Genomic DNA, 17,284 nt, shown 5'->3' on the forward strand with positions numbered 1-17,284 from the left:
TCTAGTAGGTCAATAAATAATGATTGAAAAATCTGATAAACATTTGGTACCATTACTCTAATGTATTAACGTACTACAGGGTTATTTCACTCATCAGGAAGAAGGAGATTAATTTGAAGGGTAAACTTCATTATGCGTGGATGATTGTATTTGTTACATTCCTCGCCTTTTTAGCGGTTCAAGGAGGCAGACTTGCATTCGGGGCTTTCGTCGAACCTTGGGAAAATGATTTACATATGGATAGGGCAACAACTTCCCTTATTTCGACTTTAAGTTTTGTCATTTATGGTGTATCTCAGCCATTTATAGGTAGTTTGATAGATAGGTATGGTGCTCGATTTATATTGTCGGTTAGTACATTCATAGTTGGGATAAGCTTCCTATTAATCAGCTTTGTAACTCAACCTTGGCAACTGTTCCTCCTCTATTCATTTGTTTCGATTGGTGTCGGTGGGGCTTCTAACGTTGCAGGGACGGTTCTTATTACGAACTGGTTTAATAAAAAACGCGGACTTGCACTAGGTATTATGGAAGCAGGCTTTGGGTTTGGACAAATGCTTCTTGTTCCTGGATCATTAATATTGATTCATTGGTTTGATTGGAGAATAACTATTTTAATTCTTGGGGCATTGTTAATTGTTATTGTGTTCCCTGTCATTCTATTCTTTTTACGAAATCATCCAAATGACAAGGCAATGGAACCTCTTGGTGGGAACGTAATCGAGGAAGGTGCAACAAACAAATCTGTAAAGAAATCCGTTTCCTTAAAAGCCCTTTTTAAAATGCGCCAATTTTGGTTCTTAATGCTACCTTTCGCCATTTGTGGGTTCACCACGACGGGATTGATGGATACTCACCTTATTCCTTTATCCCACCATCATGGTTTTTCCGTTACTGTGACCGGTACAGCAGTCAGCATTTTAGCGGCTTGTAATATCGTAGGAATCTTACTATCTGGAATTATTATCGATTATTGGAGTAGCCGTAAGTTATTAGTATTTATCTATTTTACACGTGCATTATCAATTGTGATTCTTGTATATTCGCACGATACATTGTTACTGTTACTCTTTGCGGCCGTTTTTGGATTTGTAGATTTCGCAACAGTTGCACCTACTTCATTACTGTTAACTCAATATTTTAAAGAGTATTCACTTGGGGTAATAGTGGGTTGCCTGTCTTTAAGTCATCAAATCGGCTCTGCATTGGGTGCATATATCCCTGGTTTTTTATTTAGTCAATTCGGCAATTACAATTTTTCTCTTTATATTTCCATAGTTATCGTACTCGCTGCAGCAATAATGAACCTATTATTACCGGAACCAAATCGGAACAAAATGACCGAAAAAAGGGCTAGCTAGGATTTTATAGCTACCCCTTTTTTGTTTATGCTAATTAATAATTTAGGACAAAGTTTACATAATATCATTATGCTCAACTTATTGAGTTTTTTCCAACAAAAATGTTGTATTATTATGGACCATTTTAATTTTCATACATATAGTATTTAGTGATATTTGGGCTCTTATCATTACATTATTGAGGTGATCCGTATGTATGTTGTTCATTACTTTGAGAATAAAAATCTATTGTTAACTCGACTGGTCGAGAGTCTACCTGCGGTTGATGAAGCAATTAAAGTTAAAGGACGTAAAGGCAAGGTTATAAAGATTACAGAAGTTGATGAAAAAAATGTTCATATTCAAGTTGAAGTAGATCGGATTGTGAAGAAAAAGGTAATAGATGACTCGAAAAAACGAAGAAGATAATCGTTATTGAGGTTATTTTCTATAAATAAGAAGGCCTACTTCTAATGCTTAAATACATAAGAAGTAGGCCCTATTTTATTTCCACCAACTATCAAACATACTTGCTGGTACATGGCGTTTATGTTGGGAAATGATATATCGTTTTTCTATTTTTTCAGCTTCATCCGCTGGTATTTGTTTACCTTCTAAATAGTCATCAAGAAGGTCGTATGTGATTCCAAGCTCGGTTTCATCAGCTTGCTGAGGAGTATTGTCTAATAAATCTGCAGTAGGTACTTTCAAATACAAACGTTCATCAGCGCCTAATTCTTTTAGTAGCAAACGGCCTTGGCGCTTTGTTAACCCGGTTAAAGGGAGTACGTCTGCTCCTCCATCACCATACTTCGTAAAGAAACCAGTGACTGCTTCAGCGGCGTGATCTGTTCCAACCACTAATAAATTGTGCATGCCACCAACCGCATATTGAGCAATCATTCTTGCTCGAGCTTTCACATTCCCTTTATTAAAATCGCTTAATTCTTGTGATGTCGAATCTTTATACTCATTTGCAAATGCATCAACAGTGCTAGCAATATCAAATGTAAGAGAACGGTCTGGTTTGATAAAGGATAGTGCAGTCTGAGCATCATCCTCATCCTTCTGTATACGATATGGCAAGCGAATTGCGACAAAGGATGCTTTGTGCCCTTCATTGCGTAACTCCTCAACCGCCAGTTGACAAAGCCTTCCTGCTAATGTTGAGTCTTGACCGCCACTAATTCCTAACACAAAGCCTTCTGTCCTACTTTTCAAAAGATATTCTTTGAGAAAATCGACCCTTAATTTGATTTCCTCTTTCGGATTTATAGTTGGCTTTACATTTAGGTCTTTCATGATTTGTTGCTGAATACTCATGAAAATATCCCTCCCAGGTTTGTTTCGCAATAAACATTATTCGTTTATTTTGCCTATCATTTCCTCGATATTCAATTTTACCTCTTCAATGCGTTTCATTTTGTTATCCCAGCATGCTTGACTGAGATCAACAGGATATTCTTCTGGCATTTGAGTACGCTTGTACTCGTCCCAAAGAAGCTCTAGGTTTTCATTTAAATATTCACGAATTTCCTGTAAGCTTGGAATCTCGTATACGAGTTTTCCGTTTTCGAAAATTGTATGTTGCAATTCTCTAGCTTCGAAATTGGTAACAAACTTGCTTATAAACGTATGAACTGGATGGAACATTTTAATTCGTTTTTCGTTTTGAGGGTCTTCATGCTCAAGCGTGATATAATCCCCTTCAGATTTTTGACTGCTTTTATTAATGATTCTATACACTTTCTTTAATCCTGGTGTTGAAACTTTTTCAGGGTTACCGCTTATTTTGATAGTGTCTACCATATTTCCGTTTTTATCTTCAATTGACACTAACTTATAAACAGCCCCCAGTGCCGGTTGGTCATATGCAGTAATAAGCTTTGTTCCAATACCCCATGAATCAATTTTTGCTCCTTGGGATTTCAAGTTGATAATCGTATGTTCATCTAGGTCGTTGGATGCTACGATTTTAGCGTCTTTAAATCCTGCGTCATCGAGCATTTTTCGGGCTTCTTTAGATAGATAGGACAAATCACCACTATCTAAGCGAATTCCGATAAAGTTAATATTGTCTCCTTCTTCCTTTGCAACTCTAATTGCATTTGGAACTCCAGATTTCAACGTATCATATGTATCAACGAGGAACACACAATTTTTGTGAGTCTTTGCATAGTGCTTGAAAGCTCGATATTCATCTCGAAAAGCTTGTATCATCGAGTGTGCATGTGTACCTGAAATTGGTATGTCAAATAATTTACCTGCTCTAACATTAGAGGTAGAATCAAACCCAGCAATATAGGCTGCTCTTGTTCCCCAAATGGCTGCATCAAGTTCGTGAGCTCGTCTTGTCCCGAATTCCATTGCAATTTGATCCCCAACAACTTGTTTAATCCGTGATGCTTTAGTTGCGATTAGAGTCTGGTAATTGATTATATTTAGGATTGGAGTCTCTAAGAGCACTACCTCACAAATCGGTCCCTCAATACGAAGGAGTGGTTCATTTGCAAATACCACTTCCCCTTCTTTTACTGAACGAAGAGTTCCAGTAAAGCGAAGGTCTTTCAGGTAATTTAAAAAGTCATCATCATAGCCTTCTTCCCTCAAATAGGCAATATCAGTTTCGCTGAATGAGAAATTTTCTAGGAAGTGAATAATTCTCTCAAGTCCAGCGAAAACTGCATAGCCATTGCCAAAGGGTAGTTTACGGAAATTCACTTCAAATACAGCTCTCTGGTTATGTAATCCATCCCTCCAATATGTTTCTGTCATATTTATTTGATAAAGATCTGTATGTAATGCAAAGCTGTCGTCCTTACTATATTTGTTCATTAAAATAAACCTCCAATAATATAAACCGTGTCTGTCATTAAATTACTTCTGCGCCTATTGAATCTTTAAAATGCCCTAGTGCCCAATCATGCCCCGCCGGATTAAAGCTTGCAACGGCCGAACTATGAATGACAATTTTGAATCCACGGTTGTACGCATCTACAGCAGTGTGAAGTACACAGATATCTGTACATACTCCAACGATATGGACCTCTGTGATCCCACGCTCGCGTAATTTGATATCTAGATCAGTTCCTGCAAATGCAGAGTATCTTGTTTTATCCAACCAATAAACATTCGAATTTGTTTGTTGCTCGTTGAACACTCTTTGTAAATCTCCATAGAGTAATCTTCCCGACGTATCCTCTAGATTATGAGGAGGGAATAATTTTGTTTCAGGATGTAATTCATCGCCTTCTTTGTGAAGGTCAATTGCGAATACGACAAAGTCCCCATTTTTTATAAATTCTTCAGTGATACGTACAATTTCTTTTTCAATTTGTTGACCTGGTTCTCCACAAGTCAGTGCCCCATCACTAGCTACAAAATCATTTGTATAATCTACATTTAGTAAAGCCTTTTTCATAGCATTTCCTCCTCTTTAAGATGATTATTCTGTAAAGAATTCATATCCATAACGACTAGCTTAATTTAAACTGATTTTATGTAGAGTGAAACATTTTAGGCTATAACGTCCATTTTATATGAAATTTGACTGTTTTTGAATAGAATTGAATTTTTTTGTTAAATCTTAAGGATGCAAAATAGATGTGGAGTTGTGTAAATGTTTAAAACTGTAACTGAGCAGGATTGGGTTGATGAATACATAAAAAGTAAGAAAAACCCGTCCCCTGTCGTTTTAGGTACAAGAGGTACTTGGACTGGAAACAGGAAGCCAATGATTATATTAGGATTTTCAATGGTGGATGTTTTAGTCCTTGGAGATATATATGGGGTATCCCATCATCCAGTCAGGAAAATGAAAAGTAAAAACATTACCTACTATGCAATTAACATCATTGAAAAAAAGAAGGTAAAAGAAATTATTGAAGAGTGGAAGGTTAAATAATGATAAGAACCCCAACGTAGGTTACGTGGGGGCTCCTTATTTGGGAAATTATTCGTCTTCTAACTCTTCATCAAAGATTTCATCAAATGCAGCTGATACCTTGTCGAACTCCTCATCGCTTTCAATTGCCGAGAAATCCCCTTCTTCATCAATTTTCAAGAAGAAAATATCAATATCATCTTCAGATTCCTCATCCAAATCTTCGATAAAGCTTACTGCTGCATATTCAATCCCTTCAATTGATACAACGCCAAGCACTTCAACTTCTTGTTCTTCACCTGTCTCATCACTAATCGAAAAAACTTCACCGACTTTTACGGACTCCATGCTTTTCCCTCCCCAAAAGATATGTACGATTTTATCTTTCCAATGTTTGGATTAAAACATACCTTTTACACATTAATAATTCGCCGTTTGGACAACATAATCCTGTGAAAGAATATACTTTCACTAAAATCAATGTGGAGGGATATACATTGAATATTCTATTTCGCTTATTTCCTGAGTTGTTTTATCCATTCGTAAAGATCACGTTGTTCATAAGAAGACTTGTTTTTAGACTTCAGTATTTGTTACGAAACCCAGCTCTTGCGTAAATGAATATTCAAGTGGAGATGTCAATTCTCATTGATGAAAAAAAGGCGAGCATTAGGTTGCTTGCCTTTTTCATTGGTACTAATCCTTATTAGTTTATAAACTTTTCTTTTGCTTGCCAGTATTCTTTACGAAGATGTACTTTTTGAATTTTGCCGGATGCTGTTTTGGGTAATTCATTTTTAAAGACAACCTTAGTGGGTGCTTTAAAATGAGCTAGGCGACTACGTGCAAAGGTGATCAATTCTTCTTCTGTTATCTCAAATCCCTCTCGTTTTACTACGATTGCCTGAGGTGTTTCGCCCCATTTTTCATGTGGAATGGAAATCACTGCTACCTCTAAAACGGCAGGATGATCGTATAATACACTTTCAACCTCAATGGAGGATATATTCTCTCCACCACTGATGATAATATCTTTTTTCCGATCTGCAACTTCGATATTGCCCTGTTCATCCACAACCGCCATATCGCCAGTATGGTAAAAACCATTTCGAATTACTTCGTCAGTTCCCTCTTGATTGTTTAAATAACCATCCATTACAGTGTTACTTCGGACGATGACCTCACCAATTTCTTTTCCATTTTGAGCGACATCCTCCCCAAATTCATTAACTACACGAACCTCTGCCCCTATAAATTCATAGCCAGCTTTTGCCTTAACGCGATATTTCTCTTCATTTGAGAGTGCACTCTGAGTATCACGAAGAATGGAAGTCGTAATGAGTGGTGCAGCTTCTGTCATACCATAAACTTGGATAAACTCCCATTGTAGCTCCTCTTCTACACGTTTTACAAATGCTGGTGGAGGTGCTGAGCCGGCGACGACGATACGAATGTCTTGGTCTTGTTTCTTATAGCCAGAGGATGCTGCGTATTGTAGTAAAGAGTTAAGTACAGTTGGTGCCATATGCATGACGGAGACATTATACATGTTAATTTTTCTAAAGATTTCTTCAGGTTTTACGTGTCGTAAACAAACCTGTGTTGCTCCGTTAGCTGTATAGTAGAAAGGTGAACCCCAGCCATTTACATGGAACATGGGAAGGATATGTAGAAGTGTATCACGGTCTGATACCCTTAGATGATGCATAGTTGTTAACGCATGGAGGTAATTGCTTCGATGTGACAGCATAACCCCCTTTGGTTTACCAGTTGTTCCACTCGTATATAAAAGAGTTGCAATATCTGTTTCATCCATTTCTGGTCGGGAAATCGGTGCCTTTTCAAAACGTTCGAGCCACTCCTCATAGGAAATCGCCCATTCGATGTCCCCTTTTTGCCCATGGACAATGATTTTTTCAACCGTATGTAGTTTTTCGCGAATTGGCTCTATGTGACCAATAAGTTCATAATCGACAAATAAAGTCTTTGTTTCACTATGATTAAGAATGTATTCATAGTCAGTGGGAATCAATCTTGTATTCAATGGAACTATGATAGCTCCAATTTGAAATACCCCGTAAAAGCCCTCAAACATCTCAGACGTATTCGGTGCTAAATATGCGACACGGTCTCCTTTTTTCACACCAAGATGGGTTAAGCCTCGTGACAACTGATTTACGCGTTCATTTACTTGGGCATACGTAAAACGTTTGTGTTCATCAATTAGAGCTATTTTTTCTCCGTAAAGCTTGACCGCTCGATCTAAAAATTGTGATAAAATCATTGGTACGTACAAGTAGATTCCCCCTTTATAAGAATAAAGAAAAATTCGTGTATACGTTTTCATTATAAGTAAAATTATCATATTTTTCAAACTATTTCAAAATAGAAAAAAACATCTACCTATTATAGGAGGCCTTCCTAAATAGTAGATGTTTTTGTTAATAGCCGATTCGTTTCCAATCAAAAAGTGATCCAGGATCTGTTTTTCGTCCGGGTGCATACTCATCATGACCTATGATATGTTGCCTGTCATTTTTAATGGTTGGATTTCTTTGGATAATATTTGTTATCAATCGATGGAGTGACTCATATTGAGCATCCGTGTACCCTGTCAATGAGGTATCAATTTCGTTATATGTATCTTCCGGTATCATTGATAACATTTCTTCTTTTGTTCCGATTGCAAGTAGTTCAATCCCAATCGAAAACTCATTCAGTTTGTTTTCATACCCAGGAAGATTTGGTAAACTCCCTTTTCCTGCATGATAGGCTACCCTGTTCTCTGGAACGAGATTAAAGATTTGTCCATCTCGGTCAATGATATAATGCACAGACAGACCATATTCCTTAAAGATGAAATAAACATCGTCTAAGTTATACGGATCTTTTGGATTCACTGCTGCATTACTAGTAAAATGAATCATTAAATGCGTGATATCTTCCGTCCGCTCCTTTGAATTCTCAGGCGGCAAGGCTTTCTCGATAGTCGGGATTACTTCTACTTCTGCGACTCCTTTTACCTCAACTGTTTCGACTTTATCCTGTTTTGAACATCCAAATAATAGGCCTAATGCGAGTAGGTATATCGTACCATTTCTCCATTTCATTTTACAATCTCCTAATTAAGATCTAACACACCATATATTGCTTGTCTAATACGATATTTATTATACATTTGTTTATATAGAATGTCAGTCTAAAGTAGGGGATTATAGTTCGAATTCCCATTCATCTTTTAGAATCAAATATAGGACTAATAGCTCATTTTCTAATTGTTGATAGGTTTTTCCTGTAACTTCTAGTCCGATCTTTGGTAGCAATATTTCTGCAATCTGTTTTGTTCGTCTATCCTTCACCTCATCCTTTAAGTGTAAAAAACGATTGCAATACGTTTGTAGTAGCTTCCATTCCTTATTCCCAATCGATTTTAAAGACCACTGGTCGATTGGAAGGGAGTCACTTGAAAGGCCACGCATTTGAATTTCTTTTTCAAGGGGACTCGACTTTTTAGTGTTTTTTGCTCGCCTTTCATGAATAACAATGGTCCCTGCAACTAAGTCTCCCACACGCTTATGTTTTGAATGAAAAAAGACCATTATGATACCTAAGAAATAGGATGCTGGTAAGGAATCGATAATCCTTAGGAAATTACGGATAAAGCTAGATAGCAAAGTGATACTATGACCGTTTTCTTGAATTACTCGAATCCCTACCACTTTTTTACCAATTGTCCTCCCCCCGGCAAAAAACTCCATAAGGAAGAAATAGCACCAGTTTAATAAAAACAAGAGAACAATGGTGATTGCGACTGGACCGGAGGACAACGTATCTGATAAAAACCAAAATTCGGAACCTGCGTATAGAATGAGAAATAACGTAAGTAAAATTAGGAAACTAGCCGTCGTTAAGATCAAAGTATCGAGAAAAAAAGCAGCGGCCCTACTACCTACCCCTGCTAGCTGAAACTGGATCGAGACAAACTCCGGAGTTTTAATATTTGTTTGTTCTTGATTCAAAAGGATCCCCCTTTTCTTCGTTGTTCGCTTTGTTGAGTTTATGCTCACTAAATTGGGTATTCATACCACCCGGCGAATTTTATAATATGCTATTTCTATTTTTCTCTAAAATTACTATAATAAGGATATTGCGAGTGTTAGAGGTGATGAGATTGAATATAAAACAATTTGTAAAACAGCATCGAGACGAATGGAAGCAACTTGAGCAGTTGATTTCCAGTCTACATAAACGAAAAAAATTACGTAGCGCTTCTGATATAAATGAGTTTCATAGCCTTTATCAAAAGTGCGCACAGCATCTTTCCTATAGTCAGACGTATTTTCCAGACGAAGAAATTACTCCCTATTTGAACGGCCTAGTTTCTAAGGCTCATAATCTCCTTTACAAAGATCAAGTGTCGAGTTTTCAGCAAATCCGTTACTTTTTTAGCACAAAATTTATTGGACTCTTGCTTGAACAATGGAAGTTTGTGGTTATCGCTATGATTTTGTTTACATTAGGTGGAGTAGGGAGCTTTTTCTCAGTCGTTCAGGATCCTCTCCATATGTTTTCCATTCTACCTGCCGATATCGCACAAGGCGTAGACCCTGATTATTTAGGTAGTTCAGATGGTGCAGTCGATTCTTCCCTTATGTCTGCGACAATCATGACCAACAATATTCAAGTTGCCATTCTTGCATTTGCAAGCGGAATAACCTTTGGACTCTTAACCGTATATATCTTAATTTATAACGGTATTATTATTGGTGCGTTAGCAGGGTTGTTTTGGCATTCTGGAAAAACATATGATTTTTGGGCATACATTGTCCCACATGGGATGATTGAGCTTACTGCGATCTTCATAGCAGGTGGAGCCGGACTCTTAATGGGATATAAACTTCTTGTACCAGGTTCTTATACAAGAGGCTACCAGCTAAAATACCAGGCGAAACGCTCTGTGCAGCTTTTATTAGGTACAATTCCACTATTTATTATTGCTGGTATTATTGAGGGCTTCATTACCCCTGCTACCATTTCACTTGAAGCCAAATACGCAGTCGCATTCATTACAGTCATTGGATTAGTGCTTTATGTTGTTACAGGGAAATTATTCTTAAATAAAAAAGAAGCTACAGCAAATTCCGATTCATAATATCAATGTAATAAGATACTGCCGTGACGGCTAATTTATCCTCTTTGGCCTCTATCATCAGGAGGCCTTGTTTTTCCCATTTACGTTTCCTACTGTTTTTCATCATCATTTGCTGCTGTGCCATACTTTTTAACATAGCACTTTGAACATTTGAAGGATTATCATTTATTCGTTTATGCAGTGTCTCATCCTCTACGCCAATCATTAGGAAGTAATGTCGTTGTCTAAGTTTTCGTAAATAAATCAGTGCACTCTCTTCCCTTACAAATGTATGTACATCACTGAACAATAAAAGAAGGCTTCGTTTTTTCTGTATCGTTTCCAAATAAGAGAAAACCGCTCCATAATTGGACTCCGCTGCATCAACCTTAAGATTATAAATGGCATGCAAAATCGTTTGAAGGTGAGCCATCCCTTTACCGGCAGGCACAAACACTTTTACATCCGTAGAAAATGCTAAAATCGAAACATAATCTCCATTTTCAAGGGCTGCGGTTGCCACAGTAATAGCGGACTCAATCGCTCTTTCAAGGCGATTCCCTTTTTCTAATTCAGCACCCATCATTCTCCCACAATCTAGTAAAATCGTAATGTATTTTCCATGCTCTGGTTCATACTCATTTGTCATTACTTCATGGAGTTTCGCAGTCTGTCTCCAATTTATCGTACGTGGGTCATCACCCACTACATAGCTTCTAATTTTAGAAAATTCCCCAGCACCTGTTTGTTGCTTTCGGATTTTGACACCTTCATATAATAAAAACTTTTGGGCGTTCTCTAGATACTGTCTTGTTTCGGATAAGTCGGGTATAACCCTTACCTTGCTACTCATTTGAAATGTCAGTTGTTTTTCCCATAGCCCAAGAAAACTTTTGTACCGAAAATAGAGCTTGGTAATTTGAAAATCTCCCCGCTCCAACGGTTCGGTTAGATACGTAATACTTGAGGTGGTCTCTTTGTGAATCCTCCCCTTGATTGGAAAAGAGTTAGTGAAAGAACTTGGAATGTCGTCCACTAAACGGTAATTTAAACCATATTCTGAATGATTTGTTACTTCAATTACAATTGAAGATGAGACCCCTCTTTCCATTTCATCCTGAGCGATGCGTTTTACAGAAAGATGTTTCTTTCGTGGTGAAAACATAAGGTCTAGTAAACTACCAGCGATAACAATTACATTTAAGCCAATAATCATTGGCCACGAAAGTTCTAACAAGAGGCCAATAACTAAACCAATCGAAAGGATGAATAAACAAAAAATCAAACGTGTTGTGGGTAGAATTCCTCTATCTAGGAACAGGAACCGATCCCACAAGCTCTTCAATGATTTCGTCAACGGTGATACCCTCCAATTCTGCATGTGGGGATAGCTGGATTCTGTGTCTAAGTGCAGGCTTTGATACCATTTTTACATCATCAGGAGTTACATAGTCTCGGCCGGCTAAATATGCCCAAGCTTGTGCTGCCTTAGCTATAGAGATACCTGCTCTTGTGCTTGCCCCAAAACGAATGGTTTCCGATTCTCTCGATTTTCTAATAATTTGCATGATATAATCAAGTACCCCATCTCCCACTGTAACTTGTTCAATCTCCTTTCGGATTGTTAAAAAAGTCGTAAGATCAAGTACACTTGAATGATCCTCTGAAGAAAAGCTTTGCTCAATTACATGTTTTACAACATTCTTCTCTTCATCGAAACTAGGAAAATCAATCTGAAGCTTGAATAAAAAACGGTCCTGCTGTGCTTCCGGTAAGCGATAGGTACCCTCAAATTCAATCGGATTCTGAGTGGCAACAACAAAAAATACCTCTGGTAGGCTGTAAGTCTCACCTTGAATAGTAACCTGTTTTTCCTCCATCGCTTCTAGTAAAGCAGCTTGTGTCTTTGCCGGTGTTCGGTTTATTTCATCAGCCAGTAGGATGTTGGTGAAAACAGGACCTTTTAATGTTTCAAAGCTCCCTTCCTTCATGTTGTATATCATACTTCCAGTTATGTCGCTTGGTAATAGGTCGGGAGTGAACTGAATTCTAGTAAAATCTCCGCCAAGCAACGTTGCAAGTGTGCGTACAGTCTGTGTTTTTCCGGTTCCTGGTACACCTTCAATTAATACATGACCACCTGCCAGAATAGCAGATAATAGAAGCCGTAAATTTGTATGTTGACCTAAGATTCGTTGTTCGTATTTTTCAAGTAAGGATGCTAGTTCTTGTCTCATCCTTTCTCCACCTCTTTTCGTAATTCATCTAAGTTCTTCGACCATTGTAAATAATCTCGTTTTGAAATCTGCTCATTTTGCAAAGCATTTGTAAGATTACGTAAGTATCTCTTTATATCATCATCTCTTTGGCCAGACCATCGTCCGGCAAGCTTTTTTGATAGCACGGTCCAATCTTTATGAGAAGGTGTCCCCCATTTTTCCTGTATCACCTGCTTAACAAAGTCGGCTTGGATATTTAATGATTCATGATAATACCTTCCTTTTATATACCAAGCACTTAATGCACGTATACCCTCATCGCTAAAACGAACTGTTTCCTCACGGAGTACACTAACAGGGCCAAACCGTTTTCCTTTGTACCAAAGCCACAATAGAACTAATAAACCACTTTGCAAAAGGAGAAGTAGAAACCAACTAGGATACAATGTAGTGAATCCAGAAGCGTTTTTAGTACTATGGACATATTCATCAAAATAATAAATGGACGCTTCGTTATTTGTGATTAACGATAGCACAAGCGATAGATGATCATAGTTTAAGAGATTATGATTTGTGAGCCACTCTGGTGTAAGTGCAATTATTAATTCCCCTTCACCGATCTTTCGACTGGTTGCAATAACACCTGCATCATCTTCAAGTAAGATGGTCTCGTTTTCAGTTGGAATGATTCGATTTGGTGTTTGTACATTTGCATCATATACTGTTCCCTGATTATCTTTTAGTGAAGTTGTTTCTTCTATGAAGGGTTCGGTGTAAGCAGGAAGTGTTTTCGCTTCAAACATTCCCCTTGGGTTTTCTTTAAATAGTATAAGCTTGTTACCAGCTTGTATAAAATCAAGATATCCACGCGCTTCTTCTTGTTCTGGTGTAAAATAAGGCTCCACCATAATTAGAACTTGATTATCTTCTTTATTAGTAAGAAGGTTAGGTGAATGCGACCATCTTTTCGCCTTATTTTCATCGTTTAAGTAGGTATATAAAGCCTTAACACCAGTTGGTGCAGGAGATTCAGAAACGTATCGCGGATACACTTTTGGATTATGTGATTCAATAAAATACGTTAAAAATAGGAGGAGTGTAATCAGTCCAATTAAAATCATCCATACTTTAGGTTTGCGCATGTTCGTTCACCACTCCCCCTTTTATGTCACTTAGCCACGTAAAGGCTTTATCCCGAAATTGTAAGTATTCAAGCTTATCAATCTCATATTCTCCATATGTTACTTCATCAAACACCAATGCTAAGTCATAAAACTCATGTGCCCAAGACTGATTGACCTTACGAAGCTCATCATAATATTCCCAGTTTGTTTTCCATGCTCTTGCTTCCAACCATTCTTTTTCGTGAAAGTAGAGGAGGAGTGCAAGGAATAGATGTCTCGTAGCAGCAGTAAAATCCTGATTTTCTTCTTGCTTTTTAGCTTCTCGCAAGTGTTTTTGATAGGTCCAGCTTAATTCCTTATCCGAATGAAGAGGTTTCTGTTTGCTAAGCTTTTTACTTCTTGTATTTCGTACTAGGTAAAATACTGCAATCCCTAATAGCAGAAGAGCACCAAAAATAATCAAAAGAAGTACTAGTTCAGCAGCACCATTTGCAGAGCCGATTGATGGAAATAAATTCTCCAATAAGTCAGCTAACCATTTCTTTAATTGATTCCACCATTCTTCAAACAAATTCCGAGATTCATCATAGTAAATCCGATATTCTTTTTCGTTTAAAATGTCTTCTATTCGGTCCCTCGCATCATTCATTTGTCCCATTGTCATCACCACTTATCTATCTTGGTTCATTGAACCCCTCAATCATTTCATCTAAATCCTCTGCATCATGCCTTACTTTTGCGTCAAGATACATAACCCCATAGCCTACAGCAAACAACAAGGTCGTAAAAATTGTTGTAAGGTTTACAATTAAAGTTAGTAAAACACTGTTTCCTAAAAAGATTCCGAAGGTTGCTTCAACAGCAAAACTAATCGCACTTATTATTAAAAAGAAAATAACATAAAGGCTAAAAAGAACCCAACCACGTTGTTTAGTTAATTGCCAACTACGAGAAAATCCAGGAGATTCATAGTCTAATACAACTGAACCAAAATAAAAGCCCCAACGTGTTAATAAATAACCGACTCCAACAAATAAGCCAAGAGCTAACCCAATGATAAAAAGTATTCCGACAAGTGGCATACCAATGGCACCAACTATTCCTACTGGAACCAATATCATAACCGCCACAAAGAAGAAACCAAATACAATCAGACTAAACAAAATATTACTTCCGAGCATTGCCCAAAACCGTGTAAATGCTCTTTTAATGACTGAACTAATTGTATACTCCTCATTTTTACGGATATGGTTTAAAGCAATTAGGATTGCAGCTTCAGCAACTGGAAATAAAACGAGCCCTATAAGTCCGATAAATAAAGTACCAATGGCACCACCAAGGCCAATATTTTCAGCAACCACTGTTTCATCAAAGCTCGCAAGTACTTGGCTGAACCAGTCCTCACCAGGTCCAACCTGTCTAAAAAAACTTGTTCCAGACGCTAACAAGATTAACGCCTCGAGTATGTATACCGGTCCCATGAAGATAAGTAAAATTGTGAAAAAGTCTCGAAAGCGATTTTTACTTAAACTAAATGTGTGATCAAGGATTTCCCCAAACCCCTTTGGACGTGAAAATTTTGTATTCAATCTGTCATCCCCCTGTCATTCGCTGTTAATTATTTGATTGTCAATATCGCCTATTTTAACATTATTCTGGAAGTTTTTCTGTATTAATTTTGAAATAATTTCTAGTAACTGCTAGGTAAAGTGTAAAAGCCTGATTCCCATCGTGGAATCAGGCTGAATAGGTTATGATTTTTTGAAGGGTCATGATTTTATAGCACCTGTAATGTCATATAAGCCTAAATCGATTTCAAGTGGTTGTCCCATGGCAAGCTTTGCTAGTTCTCCTCCTAAATAAGGACCAACGGTTAACCCAGAAGCACCTAGTCCGTTAGCGGCAAAAAGATTATCAATATCAGGTATCTTACCAATAACGGGTAGAAAGTCTGGTGTGAAAGGTCTAAACCCTACTCGTGTTTCTAATACCGTTGCTTCTGATAAACCAGGTGCAATTGCAAGGGCTTTATCAATAACTTCATGAAGCCCGCCTGCTGTAATTCTATTATCAAGACCTCTGTCATTTTCATGTGTTGCACCTACAACCACTCTTCCCCCATCAAATGCCAAAATATACTGGTCATTCGGCGGCATAACAACTGGCCAGTTACCTGTGACGGAATCCTCTAAACCTAAATGAACAATTTGAGCTTTTTGTGAAGAAACTTGAAAATCGATACCAAGTGGACGGAGTAATTCATTTGCCCAAACTCCTGCGGTTATCATGATTTTGCCAGCTTCAATTTCTTCATTATCTATTTTCACACGTATTCGGTTTCCTTCATTAACGATAAAAGCGCTCCCTTTTCGTTCTACCGCGCCGTAGTGTTTGGCTGAACGAATTAGTGCATTCCGCAACTCACGACCATTTACTCTAGCTGCACCACTGATATGAACAGATGATAAATCGTTAGTAAGTGGTGGAAAAAGTTCAACGGTTTTTTCTGCATTTAATCGTGTAATTTCTCCGATTTCAGGCGCATCTTCTCGGCGGTTATGTGCTCTCTCTTCCATTTTATCAAGCTTATTTTCATCAAAATGAAGACTGATCGCCCCAACTTTTTTATAACCTGTCTTAGTCTCACCAACCTCTTCAAGCTCATGAATTAATGTTGAATAATAGCTTGCCCCCGCTTTCGCTAAATTGTACCAAGCTTTATTCCTACGCTGTGATAACCATGGACAGACAATTCCAGCAGCTGCGTCAGTAGCTTGACCTTGTTCATGCCTATCGACAATGATTACTTTCTCACCCGCTTTAGCAAGATGGTAGGCAGTCGAAGCACCAAGTATCCCTGCACCAATAACAAGATAAGATGTCATCTTTTCAAAACCCCTTTTATGTTCTATTGTTCATTATTTTACTAAACTGATCCATTTTTGTCGAAATTTGTATATTTTTCTAACAGTTATACCATGATATAGGTAACGCTGTAAAATATAGGAAAAAATACATAATGCAGCGTATTTATTTAAACGAAAGGAGGTCTTGACAATTGGCAAACAAAAATAAAAATAAACAGCCTCAAACAGGAGCAAATAGTATGGACACGGAATTTGGCGCAGAACAAGGTTTAAGTAAAAAGGCTAGAAAAAAAGCAGCTCGTGAAAATCGTAAAAAATAAATAACATGTAAAATGCAGATTTCGTACCGGTACATATTTGACCTGTTCCTAAGCTTTTAATTAATTGGAACGGGTTTTTTCTTTGTTCGCACGTAATTTCATACGGTAAAGAATTTTAAAAATAACTATAATTAATCATAACTAATGTCCTATTAAAATAACAACACTTTGCATGTTTCCTAGGTTATTGGACAACTGCATCTGCTCGTATACTCTTGTTAAGGGGTGATTTAGGATGAAACAAATAGAAATTCAAATGATACTTTTCGTCGGTGTAACATTGGTTCACGAATATTGGCTACATTGGGGACTTCCAAGAGTCTATTATTGGGATGTAAGGCACAACCATTTGAAAGAGATTGAGGATAAAAATAATAATAAAATTGCATAGAAAAAAGGG

19 protein-coding genes are annotated in these 17,284 nt (G+C 37.5%); 6 read left to right on the forward strand and 13 right to left on the reverse strand.

The genetic code is table 11. The annotated features are described in order from the left end of the window. The first annotated feature begins 113 nt into the window (after positions 1-113). Together CZ490_RS05850 and CZ490_RS05855 are read left to right on the forward strand one after the other, a co-directional pair. A complete protein-coding gene (locus tag CZ490_RS05850; RefSeq protein WP_077618020.1) occupies positions 114-1,361 on the forward strand; it encodes an MFS transporter in 1,248 nt (415 codons plus the stop codon). A 192-nt stretch (positions 1,362-1,553) separates the two neighbouring features. Then, positions 1,554-1,769: a hypothetical protein gene (locus CZ490_RS05855; RefSeq protein WP_077618021.1), complete on the forward strand. Its 216-nt coding sequence runs from the start codon at positions 1,554-1,556 to the stop codon at positions 1,767-1,769. A 75-nt stretch (positions 1,770-1,844) separates the two neighbouring features. On the opposite strand, the gene nadE is transcribed toward CZ490_RS05855, so the two are convergent. From nadE to CZ490_RS05870, 3 genes are read right to left on the reverse strand one after another with little or no spacing between them, the layout of a single operon-like run. Next, positions 1,845-2,663, reverse strand: coding sequence for an ammonia-dependent NAD(+) synthetase (gene nadE / locus CZ490_RS05860; RefSeq protein WP_077618022.1), 819 nt, complete (start codon positions 2,661-2,663; stop codon positions 1,845-1,847). Between the two features lie 36 nt (positions 2,664-2,699). After that, positions 2,700-4,175, reverse strand: a complete 1,476-nt coding sequence (locus tag CZ490_RS05865; protein ID WP_077618023.1) for a nicotinate phosphoribosyltransferase — start codon at positions 4,173-4,175, stop codon at positions 2,700-2,702. A 37-nt stretch (positions 4,176-4,212) separates the two neighbouring features. Next, positions 4,213-4,761: a cysteine hydrolase family protein gene (locus CZ490_RS05870; RefSeq protein WP_077618024.1), complete on the reverse strand. Its 549-nt coding sequence runs from the start codon at positions 4,759-4,761 to the stop codon at positions 4,213-4,215. A gap of 198 nt (positions 4,762-4,959) precedes the next feature. On the opposite strand from CZ490_RS05870, the gene CZ490_RS05875 reads away from it, so the two are divergent. Further along, positions 4,960-5,244, forward strand: a complete 285-nt coding sequence (locus CZ490_RS05875; protein ID WP_077618025.1) for a hypothetical protein — start codon at positions 4,960-4,962, stop codon at positions 5,242-5,244. Positions 5,245-5,292: 48 nt separating this feature from the next. Here the strand turns inward: CZ490_RS05875 and CZ490_RS05880 are convergent, their stop codons facing one another. The 4 genes from CZ490_RS05880 to CZ490_RS05895 form a co-directional block, all read right to left on the reverse strand. Then, positions 5,293-5,571, reverse strand: a complete 279-nt coding sequence (locus CZ490_RS05880; protein WP_077618026.1) for a DUF1292 domain-containing protein — start codon at positions 5,569-5,571, stop codon at positions 5,293-5,295. A gap of 358 nt (positions 5,572-5,929) precedes the next feature. Continuing rightward, a complete protein-coding gene (locus CZ490_RS05885) occupies positions 5,930-7,570 on the reverse strand; it encodes a long-chain-fatty-acid--CoA ligase (RefSeq protein WP_407639779.1) in 1,641 nt (546 codons plus the stop codon). 94 nt (positions 7,571-7,664) lie between these two features. Beyond that, positions 7,665-8,333, reverse strand: a complete 669-nt coding sequence (locus CZ490_RS05890; RefSeq protein WP_077618028.1) for an N-acetylmuramoyl-L-alanine amidase — start codon at positions 8,331-8,333, stop codon at positions 7,665-7,667. 102 nt (positions 8,334-8,435) lie between these two features. After that, positions 8,436-9,242, reverse strand: a complete 807-nt coding sequence (locus CZ490_RS05895; RefSeq protein ID WP_077618029.1) for an RDD family protein — start codon at positions 9,240-9,242, stop codon at positions 8,436-8,438. A 152-nt stretch (positions 9,243-9,394) separates the two neighbouring features. On the opposite strand from CZ490_RS05895, the gene CZ490_RS05900 reads away from it, so the two are divergent. Continuing rightward, positions 9,395-10,375, forward strand: coding sequence for a stage II sporulation protein M (locus tag CZ490_RS05900; RefSeq protein ID WP_077618030.1), 981 nt, complete (start codon positions 9,395-9,397; stop codon positions 10,373-10,375). Here CZ490_RS05900 and CZ490_RS05905 read toward each other — a convergent pair. The 6 genes from CZ490_RS05905 to CZ490_RS05930 form a co-directional block, all read right to left on the reverse strand. Further along, complete coding sequence (locus CZ490_RS05905) at positions 10,353-11,711, reverse strand: DUF58 domain-containing protein (RefSeq protein ID WP_077618031.1); 1,359 nt, start codon at positions 11,709-11,711, stop codon at positions 10,353-10,355. The genes CZ490_RS05900 and CZ490_RS05905 overlap by 23 nt on opposite strands. Beyond that, a complete protein-coding gene (locus tag CZ490_RS05910; RefSeq protein WP_077618032.1) occupies positions 11,662-12,591 on the reverse strand; it encodes an AAA family ATPase in 930 nt (309 codons plus the stop codon). Before CZ490_RS05910 ends, CZ490_RS05905 begins: the two co-directional genes overlap by 50 nt. Then, entirely contained in the window at positions 12,588-13,715 is a 1,128-nt protein-coding gene (locus tag CZ490_RS05915) for a DUF4350 domain-containing protein (RefSeq protein ID WP_077618033.1), read from the reverse strand. Before CZ490_RS05915 ends, CZ490_RS05910 begins: the two co-directional genes overlap by 4 nt. Continuing rightward, positions 13,702-14,361 carry a DUF4129 domain-containing protein gene (locus CZ490_RS05920; protein WP_234987292.1) on the reverse strand — a complete coding sequence of 220 codons (660 nt, stop codon included), beginning with the start codon at positions 14,359-14,361 and terminating at the stop codon, positions 13,702-13,704. The genes CZ490_RS05915 and CZ490_RS05920 overlap by 14 nt, the downstream gene beginning before the upstream one ends. 10 nt (positions 14,362-14,371) lie before the next feature. Next, positions 14,372-15,286 (reverse strand): hypothetical protein, encoded by a 915-nt coding sequence (locus CZ490_RS05925; protein ID WP_077618035.1) that lies wholly within the window; start codon positions 15,284-15,286, stop codon positions 14,372-14,374. Between the two features lie 180 nt (positions 15,287-15,466). Further along, positions 15,467-16,582 carry an NAD(P)/FAD-dependent oxidoreductase gene (locus CZ490_RS05930; RefSeq protein ID WP_077618036.1) on the reverse strand — a complete coding sequence of 372 codons (1,116 nt, stop codon included), beginning with the start codon at positions 16,580-16,582 and terminating at the stop codon, positions 15,467-15,469. A gap of 173 nt (positions 16,583-16,755) precedes the next feature. Between CZ490_RS05930 and CZ490_RS22790 the strand changes: the two genes are divergently transcribed. Further along, complete coding sequence (locus CZ490_RS22790) at positions 16,756-16,884, forward strand: hypothetical protein (RefSeq protein ID WP_268762027.1); 129 nt, start codon at positions 16,756-16,758, stop codon at positions 16,882-16,884. 235 nt (positions 16,885-17,119) lie between these two features. Further along, positions 17,120-17,275, forward strand: coding sequence for a hypothetical protein (locus CZ490_RS22470; protein ID WP_200801552.1), 156 nt, complete (start codon positions 17,120-17,122; stop codon positions 17,273-17,275). Positions 17,276-17,284: the final 9 nt, after the last annotated feature.

The organism is Litchfieldia sinesaloumensis, assembly GCF_900156865.1.
In the GTDB taxonomy this organism is placed as follows: domain Bacteria; phylum Bacillota; class Bacilli; order Bacillales; family Bacillaceae_L; genus Ferdinandcohnia; species Ferdinandcohnia sinesaloumensis.

Excerpts from the sequence above, each read along its gene's own strand:
- CZ490_RS05855 (WP_077618021.1), top strand. The coding sequence starts at position 1,554 with ATGTATGTTGTTCATTACTTTGAGAATAAAAATCTATTGTTAACTCGA.
- nadE (WP_077618022.1), bottom strand. The coding sequence starts at position 2,663 with ATGAGTATTCAGCAACAAATCATGAAAGACCTAAATGTAAAGCCAACT.
- CZ490_RS05865 (WP_077618023.1), bottom strand. The coding sequence starts at position 4,175 with ATGAACAAATATAGTAAGGACGACAGCTTTGCATTACATACAGATCTT.
- CZ490_RS05870 (WP_077618024.1), bottom strand. The coding sequence starts at position 4,761 with ATGAAAAAGGCTTTACTAAATGTAGATTATACAAATGATTTTGTAGCT.
- CZ490_RS05875 (WP_077618025.1), top strand. The coding sequence starts at position 4,960 with ATGTTTAAAACTGTAACTGAGCAGGATTGGGTTGATGAATACATAAAA.
- CZ490_RS05880 (WP_077618026.1), bottom strand. The coding sequence starts at position 5,571 with ATGGAGTCCGTAAAAGTCGGTGAAGTTTTTTCGATTAGTGATGAGACA.
- CZ490_RS05885 (WP_407639779.1), bottom strand. The coding sequence starts at position 7,570 with ATGAAAACGTATACACGAATTTTTCTTTATTCTTATAAAGGGGGAATC.
- CZ490_RS05890 (WP_077618028.1), bottom strand. The coding sequence starts at position 8,333 with ATGAAATGGAGAAATGGTACGATATACCTACTCGCATTAGGCCTATTA.
- CZ490_RS05910 (WP_077618032.1), bottom strand. The coding sequence starts at position 12,591 with ATGAGACAAGAACTAGCATCCTTACTTGAAAAATACGAACAACGAATC.
- CZ490_RS05915 (WP_077618033.1), bottom strand. The coding sequence starts at position 13,715 with ATGCGCAAACCTAAAGTATGGATGATTTTAATTGGACTGATTACACTC.
- CZ490_RS05920 (WP_234987292.1), bottom strand. The coding sequence starts at position 14,361 with ATGACAATGGGACAAATGAATGATGCGAGGGACCGAATAGAAGACATT.
- CZ490_RS05930 (WP_077618036.1), bottom strand. The coding sequence starts at position 16,582 with ATGACATCTTATCTTGTTATTGGTGCAGGGATACTTGGTGCTTCGACT.
- CZ490_RS22470 (WP_200801552.1), top strand. The coding sequence starts at position 17,120 with ATGAAACAAATAGAAATTCAAATGATACTTTTCGTCGGTGTAACATTG.